Annotated in this window: 18 protein-coding genes; 9 read left to right on the top strand and 9 right to left on the bottom strand. The window is 58.1% G+C overall.

Features of this window, described 5'->3' with window-relative positions; all coding sequences use genetic code 11:
* Positions 1-75 precede the first annotated feature (75 nt).
* Together dsbB and B8P98_RS10800 are read left to right on the top strand one after the other, a co-directional pair.
* On the top strand, positions 76-606 hold the full coding sequence (dsbB, locus tag B8P98_RS10805; protein ID WP_025711049.1) for a disulfide bond formation protein DsbB: 531 nt from the start codon (positions 76-78) through the stop codon (positions 604-606).
* 151 nt (positions 607-757) lie between these two features.
* On the top strand, positions 758-1,102 hold the full coding sequence (locus B8P98_RS10800) for a DUF1971 domain-containing protein (protein WP_095032973.1): 345 nt from the start codon (positions 758-760) through the stop codon (positions 1,100-1,102).
* Between the two features lie 8 nt (positions 1,103-1,110).
* Here B8P98_RS10800 and B8P98_RS10795 read toward each other — a convergent pair whose 3' ends face one another.
* The 3 genes from B8P98_RS10795 to B8P98_RS10785 form a co-directional block, all read right to left on the bottom strand.
* Positions 1,111-1,557 (bottom strand): YcgN family cysteine cluster protein, encoded by a 447-nt coding sequence (locus tag B8P98_RS10795; protein WP_167382651.1) that lies wholly within the window; start codon positions 1,555-1,557, stop codon positions 1,111-1,113.
* A 94-nt stretch (positions 1,558-1,651) separates the two neighbouring features.
* Complete coding sequence (locus B8P98_RS10790; protein ID WP_095032971.1) at positions 1,652-2,311, bottom strand: fumarylacetoacetate hydrolase family protein; 660 nt, start codon at positions 2,309-2,311, stop codon at positions 1,652-1,654.
* 17 nt (positions 2,312-2,328) lie between these two features.
* Positions 2,329-2,610 (bottom strand): YcgL domain-containing protein, encoded by a 282-nt coding sequence (locus B8P98_RS10785; protein WP_002910898.1) that lies wholly within the window; start codon positions 2,608-2,610, stop codon positions 2,329-2,331.
* Positions 2,611-2,736: 126 nt separating this feature from the next.
* On the opposite strand from B8P98_RS10785, the gene minC reads away from it, so the two are divergent.
* From minC to minE, 3 genes are read left to right on the top strand one after another with little or no spacing between them, the layout of a single operon-like run.
* Positions 2,737-3,435 (top strand): septum site-determining protein MinC, encoded by a 699-nt coding sequence (minC, locus tag B8P98_RS10780; protein WP_025711054.1) that lies wholly within the window; start codon positions 2,737-2,739, stop codon positions 3,433-3,435.
* 23 nt (positions 3,436-3,458) lie between these two features.
* Positions 3,459-4,271 (top strand): septum site-determining protein MinD, encoded by an 813-nt coding sequence (minD, locus tag B8P98_RS10775; RefSeq protein WP_002910900.1) that lies wholly within the window; start codon positions 3,459-3,461, stop codon positions 4,269-4,271.
* Between the two features lie 3 nt (positions 4,272-4,274).
* The gene (gene minE, locus B8P98_RS10770) at positions 4,275-4,544 is read left to right on the top strand and encodes a cell division topological specificity factor MinE (protein ID WP_004103270.1); all 270 of its coding nucleotides are present in this window, start codon (positions 4,275-4,277) and stop codon (positions 4,542-4,544) included.
* A gap of 76 nt (positions 4,545-4,620) precedes the next feature.
* On the opposite strand, the gene rnd is transcribed toward minE, so the two are convergent.
* The 5 genes from rnd to B8P98_RS10745 form a co-directional block, all read right to left on the bottom strand.
* Positions 4,621-5,736, bottom strand: a complete 1,116-nt coding sequence (gene rnd, locus B8P98_RS10765) for a ribonuclease D (protein ID WP_167382690.1) — start codon at positions 5,734-5,736, stop codon at positions 4,621-4,623.
* 81 nt (positions 5,737-5,817) lie between these two features.
* Entirely contained in the window at positions 5,818-7,503 is a 1,686-nt protein-coding gene (fadD, locus tag B8P98_RS10760) for a long-chain-fatty-acid--CoA ligase FadD (RefSeq protein ID WP_025711056.1), read from the bottom strand.
* Positions 7,504-7,708: 205 nt separating this feature from the next.
* Entirely contained in the window at positions 7,709-8,290 is a 582-nt protein-coding gene (locus B8P98_RS10755) for a Slp family lipoprotein (protein ID WP_025711057.1), read from the bottom strand.
* Between the two features lie 38 nt (positions 8,291-8,328).
* Positions 8,329-9,024: a tRNA (adenosine(37)-N6)-threonylcarbamoyltransferase complex dimerization subunit type 1 TsaB gene (gene tsaB, locus B8P98_RS10750; protein ID WP_025711058.1), complete on the bottom strand. Its 696-nt coding sequence runs from the start codon at positions 9,022-9,024 to the stop codon at positions 8,329-8,331.
* Positions 9,025-9,169: 145 nt separating this feature from the next.
* The gene (locus B8P98_RS10745; protein WP_025711059.1) at positions 9,170-11,080 is read right to left on the bottom strand and encodes an ATP-dependent DNA helicase; all 1,911 of its coding nucleotides are present in this window, start codon (positions 11,078-11,080) and stop codon (positions 9,170-9,172) included.
* Positions 11,081-11,210: 130 nt separating this feature from the next.
* Here B8P98_RS10745 and B8P98_RS10740 point away from each other — a divergent pair, with 130 nt between their 5' ends.
* Positions 11,211-11,555 (top strand): RidA family protein, encoded by a 345-nt coding sequence (locus B8P98_RS10740; RefSeq protein ID WP_025711060.1) that lies wholly within the window; start codon positions 11,211-11,213, stop codon positions 11,553-11,555.
* Here the strand turns inward: B8P98_RS10740 and B8P98_RS10735 are convergent, their stop codons facing one another.
* On the bottom strand, positions 11,556-11,741 hold the full coding sequence (locus B8P98_RS10735) for a YoaH family protein (RefSeq protein ID WP_025711061.1): 186 nt from the start codon (positions 11,739-11,741) through the stop codon (positions 11,556-11,558). It abuts the gene before it with no gap.
* 88 nt (positions 11,742-11,829) lie between these two features.
* Between B8P98_RS10735 and pabB the strand changes: the two genes are divergently transcribed.
* From pabB to sdaA, 3 genes are all read left to right on the top strand, one after another.
* Complete coding sequence (pabB, locus tag B8P98_RS10730) at positions 11,830-13,185, top strand: aminodeoxychorismate synthase component 1 (RefSeq protein ID WP_025711062.1); 1,356 nt, start codon at positions 11,830-11,832, stop codon at positions 13,183-13,185.
* Between the two features lie 3 nt (positions 13,186-13,188).
* Positions 13,189-13,767: a CoA pyrophosphatase gene (locus B8P98_RS10725; RefSeq protein ID WP_025711063.1), complete on the top strand. Its 579-nt coding sequence runs from the start codon at positions 13,189-13,191 to the stop codon at positions 13,765-13,767.
* Between the two features lie 162 nt (positions 13,768-13,929).
* Entirely contained in the window at positions 13,930-15,294 is a 1,365-nt protein-coding gene (sdaA, locus tag B8P98_RS10720; RefSeq protein ID WP_025711064.1) for an L-serine ammonia-lyase, read from the top strand.
* The last annotated feature ends 82 nt before the right edge of the window (positions 15,295-15,376 follow it).

Below are 15,376 nucleotides of genomic sequence, written 5' to 3'. Positions count from 1 at the left end.
TTTCCACCGCGCCTCTGGCGTCGGTTCGGTTTTCGTTTACACTGCCATGATTTAGCATCTTCCAGGGAAATGATTATGTTGCAATATTTAAACCAGTGCTCAAGGGGACGCGGTGCCTGGCTCCTGATGGCGTTAACCGCTTTCATTCTCGAACTCGTCGCGTTGTGGTTCCAGCACGTGATGCTGCTGCAGCCGTGTGTGCTGTGCATTTACGAACGCTGTGCCCTGTTCGGTATCATGGGCGCGGGACTGGTGGGCGCCATCGCCCCCAAAACGCCGCTGCGCTATGTCGCCATGGTAATCTGGCTGTACAGCGCAATACGCGGACTGCAGCTGGCGTGGGAACATACAATGATCCAGCTGCACCCGTCACCGTTCCAGACCTGCGATTTCGCCGCCCGCTTCCCAAGCTGGCTGCCGCTGGATAAATGGCTACCTCAGGTCTTCGTTGCCACCGGCGACTGTTCGGTGCGTCAGTGGCAGTTCCTGTCACTGGAGATGCCGCAATGGCTGGTCGGGATTTTCGCTGCTTATCTGGTGGTCGCTATCCTGGTGGTTATTGCCCAGCCTTTCAAAGCGAAAAAACGCGATCTGTTTGGCCGCTAAGCCGCGGCGAGTACCGCCCACAATGAAACGCCCTGCGGGGCGTTTTTTTATGTCTGCTGCGCATCGTTGCATCGTTTCCTGCCTGTGGTTGACCACAGCCCCTAAAAGGTGCATATTAAATACATCTTATACAGCACCACAGGAGCTCACGATGTCATCATTACTGATTCCCGCTGACTGGAAAGTTAAACGCTCCACACCGTTCTTTACTAAAGAGAACGTCCCTGCCGCTCTGCTGAGCCATCACAATACCGCGGCCGGCGTCTTCGGCCAGCTGTGCGTCATGGAAGGTACGGTGACCTATTATGGTTTTGCCGATGAACAGGCGACGGAGCCGGAGAAAAAAGTCGTGATTCACGCCGGGCAGTTTGCCACCAGCCCGCCGCAGTACTGGCATCGCGTGGAACTGAGCGATGACGCCCGCTTCAATATCCACTTCTGGGTGGCTGAAGAATCCGACGGTGAAAACGGGCTATTCCACGCCAGGAAAGCGTGACCCGGCGCTTAGCGCGCCCTGTCAGGTAGGTTGAGGATATGGTCCTGCCAGTCGACGACAGTGGACTCGGGGACCGCAATGTGGCGAACGGAGATGCGTTCGCCATGCATCGCCGCTTTTGAGCCGGTCAGCAGCGGATGCCAGGTCGGCAGCGGCTTACCTTCCGCCAGCAGGCGATAGGCGCACGTCGGCGGCAGCCATTCGAAGGTCGGCAGGTTTTCGCGGGTAAGCTTGATGCAGTCCGGCTCATACTCGAAGCGGCGTTCGTAGTTACGGCACTGACAGGTTTTGATATTGAGCTGACGGCAGGCGACGTTGGTGAAGTAGATCTCATCGGTATCTTCATCCATCAGCTTATGCAGGCAGCACTGGCCGCAGCCGTCACATAGCGATTCCCACTCCGCGTCGGTCATTTCATCCAGTGTTTTTTGTTGCCAGAAAGGTTGTTCGCTCATCGGAGTGTCCGTCATTACCAGTTAAGGGTGCACCTTATAACCAGTCTGGCACGCCGATGCAAGTTTTGCCGCCCCAAAAGGCGGCAAGCAGCGCTTACAGTACGCGGGTAGTGAGCGACAGGCCGTTGAAGCCGACCTCCAGCTCGTCGCCGCTGTGCAGCGGCCCGACCCCATCCGGGGTGCCGGTGAGGATCACGTCCCCGGCTTTGAGGGTGAAGAAGCGCGACATATAGGCGATCAGCGGCACAATCTTATGGATCATGTCGGCGGTGGTTCCCTGCTGGCGCACCTCACCGTTAATTTTCAGGCTCAGTGGAGTATTCTGCGGGTCACCGTGGAACTCGGCGGCCGGGATAAAGCCGGAAATCGGACAGGCATTATCGAAACCTTTGGCTTTCTCCCACGGTTGTCCGGCTTTTTTCATTTTAGCCTGCAGGTCGCGCAGAGTGAGATCCAGCGCAACGCCATAGCCGGCAATCCCCTTCTGCACATGCTCTTCCGTTGCCTGACGCAGCGTACTGCCGATCAGCACCGCCAGCTCGACTTCGTGATGCACGGAGCCCAGCCCTTCGGGAAGCACCAACGGCTGACGAAGATCGCACAGCGCGGTCTCAGGTTTAATAAACAGCACCGGCTCTTCCGGCGTCGCACTGCCCATTTCCTTGATGTGCTTCGCGTAATTACTGCCGACGCAAACCACTTTGCTCACTGGATAATCCAGGAGCGCTCCCTGCCAGTTATGATGTTGGTACATTATTTTCCCTCGGTGGGTTAATCGGATTGTTTCCCCTGTTCCGCCAGGTGTTTCTTTAGTAGATTTTCAGATGGCGGGGGAAGTTGCAGGTAATAACCCTGCTCACTCAACGCCTGTTTCACTTTTTCCAGGTCGGCGTTAACCAGCTTTTTACGTCCATCCAGCGGCAGCAGCATCGCCATCTGCGGCGTGCCAAAGCTGCGCATTAACTCGTCAGGAACGCGTGAGAAATCGTCCTTTTTTTCGACGTATAAATAGGTTTGTTCACGTTTAGTACTTCGATAGATCACACAAAACATAGTTTTACTCGGAATTAGACCTGTGGTCACTTGCCTCAATATATGAGTGACTATAACATGCCTTTTAGTCTTCGGAATATCACCGCACTTCGGCGGTCGATAAACAGCAAATTGAGTAAGGCCAGGATGTCAAATACGCCAATCGAACTTAAAGGCAGTAGCTTCACGTTATCTGTCGTTCATTTGCACGATGCAAATCCCGAGGTTATTCGTCAGGCGTTAGAAGACAAAATCGCCCAGGCTCCCGCCTTTCTGCGTCATGCCCCGGTGGTGGTGAATATCGCCAGCATCGAGGAGAAGGTCGAGTGGCGCGCCGTCAACGAGGCTATCGCCGCGACCGGTTTACGCATTATGGGCGTCAGCGGATGCAAAATTCCGCGCCTGAAAACCGAAATCGACCGCGCCGGGATCCCGTTATTAACCGAAGGGAAAGAAAAAGCGCCTCGTCCGGCACCGTCCGAACCCGCCCCTCCGCCGCCAGTTGCTAGTCAGATCACAAAAACGCGTTTGATTGATCAGCCGGTACGTTCCGGTCAGCGCATTTATGCGCCACACTGTGATCTTATTGTTACAAATCATGTGAGTGCCGGTGCGGAACTTATCGCTGACGGAAATATCCATGTATATGGCATGATGCGAGGACGTGCGCTGGCTGGCGCCGGTGGCGACAGAGACGCCCAGATATTTTGTACCCACCTTGCGGCGGAGCTGGTTTCCATCGCCGGGGAATATTGGCTGAGCGATAACATCCCGGCCGAATTTTATGGCAAAGCGGCACGCCTGCGTTTAGGTGAAAGCGCTTTGGCAATTCAACCGTTAAATTAATCCCTTTTTAACAAGGAATTTCTATGGCACGCATTATTGTTGTGACTTCGGGTAAAGGGGGCGTTGGCAAGACCACCTCCAGCGCGGCCATCGCTACAGGTTTGGCCCAGAAGGGAAAGAAAACCGTCGTTATCGACTTCGACATCGGCCTGCGTAACCTCGACCTGATTATGGGCTGTGAACGTCGCGTCGTTTATGATTTCGTCAACGTCATCCAGGGTGATGCCACGTTAAACCAGGCGCTGATCAAAGATAAGCGCACGGAAAATCTCTACATTCTCCCGGCTTCCCAGACCCGGGATAAAGACGCCCTGACCCGCGAAGGCGTCGACAAAGTTCTCGAAGAACTGAAGAAAATGGAGTTCGACTTCATCGTTTGCGATTCCCCGGCAGGCATTGAAACCGGTGCGCTGATGGCGCTCTATTTTGCGGATGAAGCCATCATCACCACCAACCCGGAAGTCTCCTCCGTACGTGACTCTGACCGCATCCTCGGCATTCTCGCATCGAAATCCCGCCGCGCGGAAAATGGCGAAGAGCCGATCAAAGAGCACCTGCTGCTGACCCGTTACAATCCAGGCCGCGTCAATAAAGGCGATATGCTGAGCATGGAAGACGTGCTGGAAATTCTACGCATCAACCTGGTGGGCGTGATCCCGGAAGACCAGTCAGTTCTGCGCGCATCCAACCAGGGTGAGCCCGTGATTCTGGATGCCGCGTCGGACGCAGGCAAAGCCTATGCCGATACCGTTGAACGTCTGCTCGGAGAAGAACGCCCTTTCCGCTTCATTGAAGAAGAGAAGAAAGGATTCCTCAAACGCCTGTTCGGAGGATAAATTATGGCTTTACTCGACTTTTTTCTCTCGCGAAAAAAGAACACGGCTAATATTGCGAAAGAACGCCTGCAAATCATCGTCGCCGAGCGCCGCCGCGGAGACGCGGAACCGCATTACCTGCCGCAGTTGCGCAAAGATATCCTGGAAGTGATTTGTAAATACGTGCAGATCGACCCGGAGATGGTGAGCGTGCAGCTGGAGCAGCGGGATGGTGATATTTCCATTCTTGAGCTGAACGTGACCCTACCCGAAACGGAAGAGTCGAAACCCTGACCCTGTTGTTCCGCCCGAAAAAAAACCGGCAACGCCACGCGCCGCCGGTTTTTTATTGCCTGGAGCAGGCCGTCCGCTAACGTGGATAGTCGTTTAATAACGACGTCAGCCGCTCGGCCATCAGTTCCCCGCGCCAGCCGGAAATCAGCTCCGGCTCAGCGGCCTGGGTTTTCAGCTGCCAGTGCCAGTTCAGCAGCTGGTTGATCTGCCGACGCGAGGCCAGCAGTTCCGCGCTCACGCCCTTGTCGGCGCTCACTTCCTGCACCAGCGCTTTGATATCTTTAAAGGCTTTGCGGTAGCCCGGCATATCAATGAGGTTTTGCAGCGGGGCCGGCAGGGCCGATTCCGGCAGCGCCTGGGCTTTCTCGACCAGACTAATCAGCGTTTTGCCATGGAAGCGAATTTCGCTACCGGACAACCCGAGGCTGTCGAGCTCGCCGAGGCTAGTGGGCATATAACGCGCCACGCTCCACAGATGCTCTTCCCGCACCACAAAGTTCACCGCCAAATCGCGCTCACGCGCTTTACGCAGGCGCCACTCCGCCAGCAGCTGCAGGCATCCCAGCTGGCGGGTACGCAGCTGCCAGGCGTTGCCGATATCACGCCAGGCCTCGGCCGGTTCGACCACTTCCTGACGACGCTGCTGCATCAGACGGCACTCATCGAGCGCCGCCGACAGCCAACCCGCGCGATCGGTTTCCGCCATTAACTGGCTGGCGATCGGCAGCAGGTACCAGACGTCGGCCGCGGCATATTCGCACTGACGCTCGGTCAGCGGGCGCGCCAGCCAGTCGGTGCGGGATTCACTTTTATCCAGCGCTACCCCGGAATACTCTTCCACCATCGAAGCAAAGCCCCAGGACATCGGGCGGCCACAGAACGCCGCCAGGATCTGGGTATCGATCAGCGGCTGCGGAATCAGGTTGAACGCATTAAGGAAGACTTCTAAATCTTCACTGCCGGCATGGAGGTATTTGGTCACCTGCGGGTTGAGGAGAAGGTCGCGCATCGGCGCCCAGTCGCTAATCGTCAAGGGATCGATCAGAGAGACCTGGTTGCCGTCGAACAGCTGCAGCAGGCCCAGCTGCGGATAATAGGTGCGGGTGCGGACAAATTCTGTATCCAGAGCGACGGCGGAGGCCGTGCTTGCCGCTTCGCAGACAGCGCGCAGGCCATCGTCGGTGGTGATCATCTGATAGTTCAAAGCATACTCTCTTAACCTGCGCCCATAAAAAACGCCGGCGTAGCCGGCGTCAGGCGACTCATTCGTTACTTAGCCTTTATTGTCCACTTTAGCGCGCGCTTCGTCACGCAGTTCTCGCCGCAAAATTTTCCCGACGTTGGATTTCGGCAGTTCGTCACGAAATTCCACCAGCTTCGGCACTTTGTAGCCAGTGAGATGGCGGCGGCAGAACGTAATCAGCGCTTCTTCCGTTAACGCGGCATCTTTCTTGACCACGAAAATCTTCACCGCTTCACCGCTGCTGCCGGACGGCACGCCGATGGCCGCCACTTCCAGCACCCCGCTGTGCTGCATGACGACATCTTCGATTTCATTCGGATAGACGTTAAAGCCCGACACCAGGATCATGTCTTTTTTGCGGTCTACGATGCGCAGGAATCCCTCGTCATCCATCACCGCGATATCCCCGGTGTGCAGCCAACCGTCTTTGATAATTTCATCCGTCGCGTCAGGCCGCTGCCAGTAGCCCAGCATCACCTGCGGCCCCTTGATACAGAGCTCGCCCGGCTGCCCCGGCGCCACGTCGTTATCATCATCATCCACCAGTTTCGCTTCGGTGGAGGGCACCGGCAGACCAATGCTGCCGCTGTGGTAGTCAATATCGTGCGGGTTGACGCTGACCAGCGGCGAACACTCGGTCAGGCCGTAGCCCTCCAGCAGATATTGTCCGGTCAGTTTCACCCAGCGCTCGGCCACCGCCTGCTGCACCGGCATCCCGCCGCCGGCGGACAGGTGCAGAGAAGAGAAGTCCAGCTGCTGGAACTCTTTGTTGTTCAGCAAAGCGTTGAACAGGGTATTGACCCCGGTCATGGCGGTAAACGGATATTTCGCCAGCTCCTTCACCAGCCCGGGAATGTCGCGCGGATTAGTGATCAGCAGATTCTGCCCGCCCAGTTCGATAAACAGCAGGCAGTTCATGGTCAGGGCAAAAATGTGATACAGCGGCAGCGCAGTCACCACGAACTCTTTACCGCGATGCAACAGCGGACCGTAGGTGGCATTAACCTGCTCGAGGTTTGCCAGCATGTTGCGGTGGGTTAGCATCGCCCCTTTGGCCACGCCGGTGGTGCCCCCGGTGTACTGCAGAAAAGCCAGATCTTCCGCAACAATCTCCGGCTTAACGTACTGCATGCGGTAGCCATGCTGCAGCGCGCTGCGAAATGAGATGGCATCCGGAAGATGGTATTTAGGCACCAGGCGCTTGATGTACTTGACCACAAAGTTCACCAGCGTGCCTTTGGCGGTGGAGAGCTGGTCGCCCATGCGCGTCAGGATCACATGCTGGACCTGCGTTTTCGCCACCACTTTTTCCAGAGTATGGGCAAAGTTAGAAACGATAACGATCGCCGCCGCGCCGCTGTCGTTGAGCTGATGCTCCAGTTCACGCGGGGTATACAAGGGGTTGACGTTGACCACGATCATCCCGGCGCGCAGGATGCCAAACAGGGCCACCGGATACTGCAGCAGGTTAGGCATCATCAGGGCCACGCGATCGCCCTTCTGCAGCCCTAACCCCTCCTGAAGGTAAGCGGCGAAGGCCCGGCTGCGCTCCTCCAGCTTACGGTAGGTCATCACTTCACCCATATTGATAAACGCCGGTTGGTCAGCGTAGCGGGTGGTGGCATGTTCAAACAATTCAACCAGGGATTGATAGCGGTCAGGATTTATCTCCGCAGGAACATCCGCGGGATAACGGTTTAGCCAAACCTTTTTCACTGCATCACCTCTGAAATAGTTATTCGTCGTCATCACAGCCCCTGGAAAATACATTTTGTTAACATTATATTAACTCAGCGTACCAGTTTATTAATTAGGCGATGAGCAGGTTGCGAAGCGCGTCACTATTTTTTTTCTTATTCAACTGAAAACAAAGAAACAGCGGACAAGCCGCTGTTTCTTTCAACTTACAAAAACAACAAAATCATTCGGTTACAACGTTTCTCACCTCAGCAGGACCGGGGTTGTACCAGCCCCAGCCGCCATAGCCGTAACCCCAGGGGCGCGGACCCAGCATCCACGGATCGATAGGCTGCGGGGGCATTACCACCTGCTGCACCACGTTCCAACGCTTATAGCCGGTGGCGTTCATCAACATGAATTTATACGACGTTGCGCCAACTTTACCGTCTACCACGCCGGCAATCGGCCCGACGACGGTCACCAGTTGACCGCGGAAGTCCACCGGATCGAGGAAGCCATTAACATCAGCATAGATCCGCCCCCGCGATGGTTCGCCCAGTACAGGCCGCGCACCACTGTCCAGCGGCACGGTGGCGATCTCTAAACGGGTTTTCCCCTGCTGGTTCTGCACATTGACCACCTTGCCGCCAAAGCGCGCTTCCTGGCCAACGTACAGCTGCGGGGCGTTCATCACCCGCACTAAATCCTGCTGCGGCGTAGGGCTGGTGCCTTTGATGGCATCCGGCACCGATACGCAGCCGCTTAACGCAACGGCAACCGCCGCGGCCAGCAGCCAGCGAACGCCCTGTTTTTGACCCGCCATGATGCGACTCCTTTTCTCAGTCTTCTTGTTACTGAGATTCACTCGCGGCCCGGAAGTTTCTTCCACGCCACCTCGTTTCGCAAATAAACCGGCTCCGCTTTCTCCACGGCCACGGTTTTCCCCGCCGCCAGCAGGTAACAGGCTAACGGCAGCATATCTTCTGCCGCCGGCAGTTCAATTTCACCGCTGCTTAAGGTCAGTCCGCTTTCTTTCGCCAGATCCGGCCACGCCTGCCAGCCGGTGCCGACGGTGGCCCATTCGCCGGAAAGCTGCGCCAGCCGTTCGGCCACCGCGTCCGGTTTAAGTACCGCTTCGGTCTCTTCACCGTGCCAGACGCCCTGCTCGTCGCGCTGGTACTCAGCCCAGTAGACTTCGCCCATTCGCGCGTCAATCGCCGCCAGCACGCGGGTGGCGCCGGTTTTGCGCCAGGCGCCCTGCGCCATGGTGGCCAGGGTGGAAACGCCGATCATTGGCAGTTCGGCGCCGAGCGCCAGCCCCTGGGCGATACCAATGCCGATACGCACGCCGGTAAAGCTGCCCGGACCGCGGCCAAAGGCCAGCGCGTCAAGCTCGGTCAGCATGGTGCCGCTTTCAGTCAGGACCTCCTGCACCAGCGGCAGGATACGTTGGGTATGTTCGCGGGGACAAATTTCGAAATGAGCACTAAGGGTGCCATCATTCCACAGCGCCGCGGAGCAGGCCTCTGTGGCGGTATCGATAGCCAAAATTCGCATGGGTGGTCACGCTCTCGTTACATAGTTCAGGCCTTCAGGCAGCCTGTTTCCCGGCATACGGTCAACCCGCCGCCATGCCGCCCGAAGTCTATTGGGAACCGCTAATTAACAAAATGGCGCGCAGCTTAACACATTTTAGTGCGGATTACCTTGCCGGCGGTACGGCGAGAAAGCGCACCGCCCGGCGGATATCGCGGGTTCGCGGCGCCGGCGGCAGGCTCGCCAGGAACACCGCCCCGTAAGGGCGCATCACCAGCCGGTTGTCGCAGATCACCAGCACCCCACGGTCGTCAATATCTCGGATCAGGCGCCCCACCCCCTGTTTAAGGGTGATCACCGCGTCCGGGAGCTGCACTTCATCGAAGGGGTCCCCGCCGCGCAGACGGCAATCTTCCATCCGCGCTTTCAGCAGCGGATCGTCCGGCGAGGTAAAGGGTAGCTTATCGATAATCACCAGTGACAGCGCGTCGCCGCGCACGTCGACTCCCTCCCAGAAGCTGCTGGTGGCCACCAGCAGCGCATTTCCAGCGCTGACGAACTGCTGCAGCAGCTGGCCTTTGCTGGTCTCCCCCTGCAGCAGCACGGGTAGCGTCATGGTAGCGCGGAACTGCTCCGCCAGATCGCGCATCATGGCATGCGAGGTACACAGCATAAAGCAGCGACCGTCGTTGGCCTCGATCAACGGCTTGAGCATCGCCGCCAGATGCCGCGCCGCGCCGGGCTGATTCGGCAGCGGTAGGTTGCGCGGCACGCAGAGCAGCGCCTGATGCTGATAATCAAAGGGACTCGGCAGCAGCAGGGTCTGTGCCTCGTCGATCCCCAGCCGGGCAGTGAAGTGATGCAGGTCGTCGTTGACCGACAGCGTCGCCGAGGTAAAGATCCAGCTCCCCGATTTCTGCGCCATGACCTCTTTAAACTTCTCGGCCACGGTTAACGGCGTCAGCGCGAGGGTGAAGTGGCGCGAGGTACACTCATACCAGTAGCTGTAACCCGGCTGATTAATCTCTTTCAGCCGCTTTAAGCGCCCTCGGTAGAGGGTCGCGCGCTCAAAGGCGGCATCGAGCAGCGCCGAGCGCCCGAGGGAGAGTTTGGCGACGTCGTAACACAGTTCAAGAGCGTCATCGAGCAGCAGCAGCGCGCGCTGAATGTTGGTGTCCGCCAGCAGTTCGCGCAGGTTGCCACGATAGCCGGGATCGCCCAGCTGCAGGCGGAAATCCTGGGCGCTTTGCGCCAGGCGGTCGGCACATTTTTGCAGCTGCTGGGTATCCTTGAGTTCAGTGCGATAGGCAATGGTGATGTCTTTCGCCAGGTCCAGCAGCTGGCGGCTGGAGAGCGACTGGCCAAAGTACTGGCTGGCAATATCCGGCAGCTGATGGGCTTCATCGAAGATCATCACTTCCGCCTCGGGGATCAGCTCGGCAAAGCCGCTCTCTTTGACCACCATATCGGCCAGGAACAGGTGATGGTTGACCACCACCACGTCGGCGTCCATCGCTTTTTTACGCGCCTTCACCACGAAGCAGTCTTTATACAGCGGGCAGTCGCTACCGAGACAGTTATCGTTGGTGCTGGTGACCAGCGGCCAGGCCTGGGAATCTTCCGCCACGCTGGCGCAGGTGCTAATGTCGCCATCCTGGGTTTGGTTCGACCAGGAGCGCAGGAGGATCACGTCGCTGAGGGTTTGCACCGGCAGATCGCCGCCCGCCAGCGCCTGCTGCTCAAGACGTTCGAGGCACAGGTAGTTAGAGCGCCCTTTGAGCAGCGCCAGTTTACCGGTAAACTTAAGCGCTTTGGCGACGGTGGGCAGATCGCGGCTATAGAGCTGGTCCTGCAGCGCTTTCGACCCGGTGGAGATAATCACCTTTTTTTTCGCCCGCAGCGCAGGTGCCAGATAGGCATAGGTTTTACCGGTTCCGGTCCCCGCTTCCACCACCAGCGGCCGGGAGGCCTCAATCGCTTCGCTGACCGCCACCGCCATCTGGCGCTGCGGTTCGCGCGGTTTAAATCCCGGTATGGCTTTGGCTAGCTGGCCGTCTGCTGCAAAATCGTCGATCACATTGCCCCCTGGTTATTTGGACAGTGATTATGTCAGGGAGCACGGCGTTTCGCCAGTCCGGGTAGTGACGCGCGCGGCACATTATGGCAGTCTTGCCGCAGCCGAATGGAACCCTCAAGAGGAATGAGAAATGACAATTACGCGTATTGATGCTGAAGCCCGCTGGTCAGACGTGGTGATCCACAACCAGACTCTGTACTACACCGGCGTGCCGGCAAATCTCGACGCCGACGCCTTCGAGCAGACCGCTAATACCCTCGCGCAGATTGACGCGGTACTGGAAAAACAGGGTAGCGACAAGTCGCGTATTCTTGACGCCACCATCTTCCTCGCCGACAAAAATGACTTTGCGGCGATGAATAAGGCCTGGGACGCCTGGGTAGTGGCCGGTCACGCCCCGGTGCGCTGCACGGTAGAAGCCACGCTGATGAAACCGCAGTATAAAGTCGAGATCAAAATTATCGCCGCGGTGTAATTACTCGTCTTCGTCTTCATCTTCAAAGCGCGCGACGATCTGCTCGCCGGTATGCGTTGCGCGCAGCTCTTCCGCCACCAGGGCAATCGCCTGGCCGCTGCTCATCCCCTGGGCCATTAGCTCATGGATACGTTCGACCGCTTTTTGCTGTTGCTCGTGGCTCAGCGAAGGTAAACCTGCAAACATCTTTTACTCCTGCTACATTGTGGGGCGTAATTATTTCACGCCGTCCCCGCCTACGCCAGAGGGACGGCAACGTTCAGGATAGAGAAAGATGTTGTCCCCCGCGATTATTACCCTGCCCTGGCGCCCGGATGCGGCCGAACACTATTTTACGCCGTTAAGCGCCACGCCCTGGGCGATGCTGCTGCATTCCGGCTTTGCCGATCATCCGCATAACCGCTTTGATATCCTGGTGGCGGCCCCGCGCGCCACGCTGCTGACGCGCGGTGAACAGACCTGGGTCGATGACGGCGAAACCGTTTGTATCTCTGCGGAAGATCCGCTGCAACTGCTGCAACAGCAGTTGGATCGCTGTCAGTTAACGCCGCCGGCCGATGAAAACCTGCCGTTTCTCGGCGGCGCGCTGGGGCTATTCGGCTACGACCTGGGCCGCCGCTTTGAGCGTCTCCCTTCGCACGCGCAGGCTGATATCGCCCTGCCGGAGATGGCGGTAGGCATTTATGACTGGGCGCTGATCGTCGACCACCAGCGTCAGCAAATTTCACTGCTCAGCTATGACGACCCGCAGCAGCGCCTGCAGTGGCTGGAATCACAAACACGCCAGCCGGCTCAAACTTTCTCCCTGACCTCCAGTTGGCAGTCAAATATGAACCGCCAGCAGTACGGCGAGAAATTTCGCCAGGTACAGGCCTATCTGCAAAGCGGCGACTGCTATCAGGTCAACCTCGCTCAGCGCTTTCAGGCCAACTACGTCGGTGATGAATGGCAGGCTTTCCGCCAGCTAAACGCCGCCAACCGCGCCCCCTTTAGCGCCTTTATCCGCCTTGAGGAAGGCGCGATTTTAAGCCTGTCGCCGGAGCGCTTCATTCAGCTGCGCCAGGGCGAGATCCAGACACGCCCGATAAAAGGCACCCTGCCACGGCTCGATTCGCCGCTGGAAGATGCGCAGCAGGCTGAGAAGCTGGCAAATTCGCCGAAAGATCGCGCCGAGAATGTAATGATTGTCGATCTGATGCGCAACGACATCGGCCGCGTCGCCGTCCCGGGCAGCGTGCGAGTCCCCGAGCTGTTCGTGGTCGAGCCGTTCCCTGCGGTCCATCATCTGGTCAGTACCATCACCGCCCGCTTACCGGCAACGCTGCACGCCAGCGACCTGCTGCGCGCCGCCTTTCCCGGCGGGTCGATCACCGGCGCCCCAAAGGTGCGGGCAATGGAGATTATCGATGAGCTGGAGCCCCAGCGACGCAATGCCTGGTGCGGAAGCATCGGCTACCTGAGCTATTGCGGCAATATGGATACCAGCATCACCATTCGCACCCTGACGGCCTGGCAGGGGCAGCTGTACTGCTCCGCCGGCGGCGGAATTGTGGCGGATAGCGATGAAGCGGCGGAATATCAGGAAACTTTTGATAAAGTTAATCGTATCCTGCACCAACTGGAGAATTAAACCATGGCGGACCGCGCCCTCAATCTGGATGACTTTCTGTCCCGTTTTCAGCTGTTGCGCCCGCAGCCTTCGCGCCATGCGCTTAATCAACGGCAGGCAGCGGTGCTGGTGCCGATCGTGCGTCGGCCGCAGCCCGGCCTGCTGCTGACCCAGCGTTCGCCGCTGCTGCGCAAGCACGCCGGCCAGGTCGCCTTTCCCGGCGGCGCGGTAGATAACACGGACGCGACGCTTATCGCAGCTGCCCTGCGCGAAGCCCAGGAAGAAGTTGCGATCCCGCCGGATGCAGTCGAGGTGATTGGCGTCCTGCCGCCGGTAGACAGCGTCACCGGTTTTCAGGTGACGCCGGTGGTGGGCATTATTCCCCCGGATCTGCACTACCACGCCAGCCAGGACGAAGTCGCCGCAGTATTTGAAATGCCGCTGGCCGAAGCCCTGCGCCTGGGGCGCTACCATCCGCTGGATATTCACCGCCGCGGCAATGACCACCGCGTCTGGCTCTCCTGGTACCAGCATTATTTTGTCTGGGGAATGACCGCCGGGATCATTCGCGAGCTGGCGCTGCAGATAGGCGCGCGACCTTAGCTATACTGATTATGAGAGGGCGCTCTCACTATTAGTAAAATCGCGGTTATCCATTAGTTTAATTCATGTGAATAGTTGAACTGACAGGGCGCTTCCCTCTTACACTATGCGCAGTTATTACATCGTTACCGCACCCGCGGTAACCCTGTCAGGAGTATTATCGTGATTAGTCTATTCGACATGTTCAAGGTGGGGATTGGTCCCTCATCTTCCCACACTGTTGGCCCGATGAAGGCCGGTAAACAGTTCGTCGATGACCTGGTCGAAAAAGGATTGCTTAATGCAGTGACCCGCGTGGCGGTTGACGTCTACGGTTCGCTGTCATTAACCGGCAAAGGCCACCATACGGACATCGCCATTATCATGGGACTGGCGGGCAATCAGCCCGATACGGTCGATATTGACGGCATCCCGGCATTTATCCGCGACGTCGAGGCGCGCGGTCGGCTGCTGCTGGCCAACGGGCAGCACGAAGTCGATTTCCCGGCCGATGACGGCATGCGTTTTCGCAGCGACAACCTGCCGCTGCACGAAAACGGCATGACCATTCATGCCTGGGCCGGCGAGAAAGAGATCTACTGCAAGACCTATTACTCAATTGGCGGCGGCTTTATCGTTGACGAAGAGCACTTCGGCAAAGAAGACGCCAACGAATTGCAGGTGCCCTACCCGTTTAAATCGGCGCAGGAAATGCTGGCCTACTGCAAAGAGACCGGCCTGTCGCTCTCCGGGATGGTGATGCAGAACGAACTGGCGCTGCACAGCAAAAAAGAGATCGAGGATTATTTCGCTAACGTCTGGCAAACCATGCGCGCCTGTATCGACCGCGGCATGAATACCGAAGGCGTGCTGCCTGGCCCGCTGCGCGTGCCGCGTCGCGCCTCGGCCCTGCGTCGCCTGCTGGTGGCCAGCGATAAGCTCTCCAGCGATCCGATGAACGTCGTTGACTGGGTCAACATGTTCGCGCTGGCGGTCAATGAAGAGAACGCTGCCGGCGGTCGCGTGGTGACCGCGCCGACCAACGGCGCCTGCGGCATCGTTCCGGCGGTACTCGCCTATTACGATCATTTTATCGAATCTGTCAGCCCGGAAATTTATATCCGCTACTTTATGGCCTGCGGAGCGATCGGTGCGCTGTATAAGATGAATGCGTCCATTTCCGGAGCCGAAGTCGGCTGTCAGGGCGAAGTCGGCGTCGCCTGCTCGATGGCGGCGGCGGGCCTGGCCGAACTGCTCGGCGCCAGCCCGGAACAGGTTTGCGTGGCGGCGGAGATCGGCATGGAACATAATCTCGGTCTGACCTGCGACCCGGTCGCCGGTCAGGTACAGGTGCCGTGCATTGAACGTAACGCTATCGCCTCCGTCAAAGCGATCAACGCCGCGCGAATGGCAATGCGCCGTACCAGTGAACCGCGCGTCTCGCTCGATAAAGTGATCGAGACCATGTACGAAACCGGGAAAGACATGAACGCCAAGTACCGTGAAACCTCCCGCGGCGGCCTGGCGATTAAAGTTCAGTGTGACTAAACTGTTCGCTTTCGTTTACGCCCGCCAGAGGCGCCGACGTCTTGCCTCGGGGAGTGAACGTCCTCTGCCTTTCTGATGCGCC

The sequence above is a fragment of the Klebsiella quasivariicola genome (genome assembly GCF_002269255.1).
In the GTDB taxonomy this organism is placed as follows: Bacteria; Pseudomonadota; Gammaproteobacteria; order Enterobacterales; family Enterobacteriaceae; genus Klebsiella; species Klebsiella quasivariicola.
The sequence above is the reverse complement of the archived record's forward strand: the minus strand, read 5'-3'. Positions and strand labels throughout refer to the sequence as shown.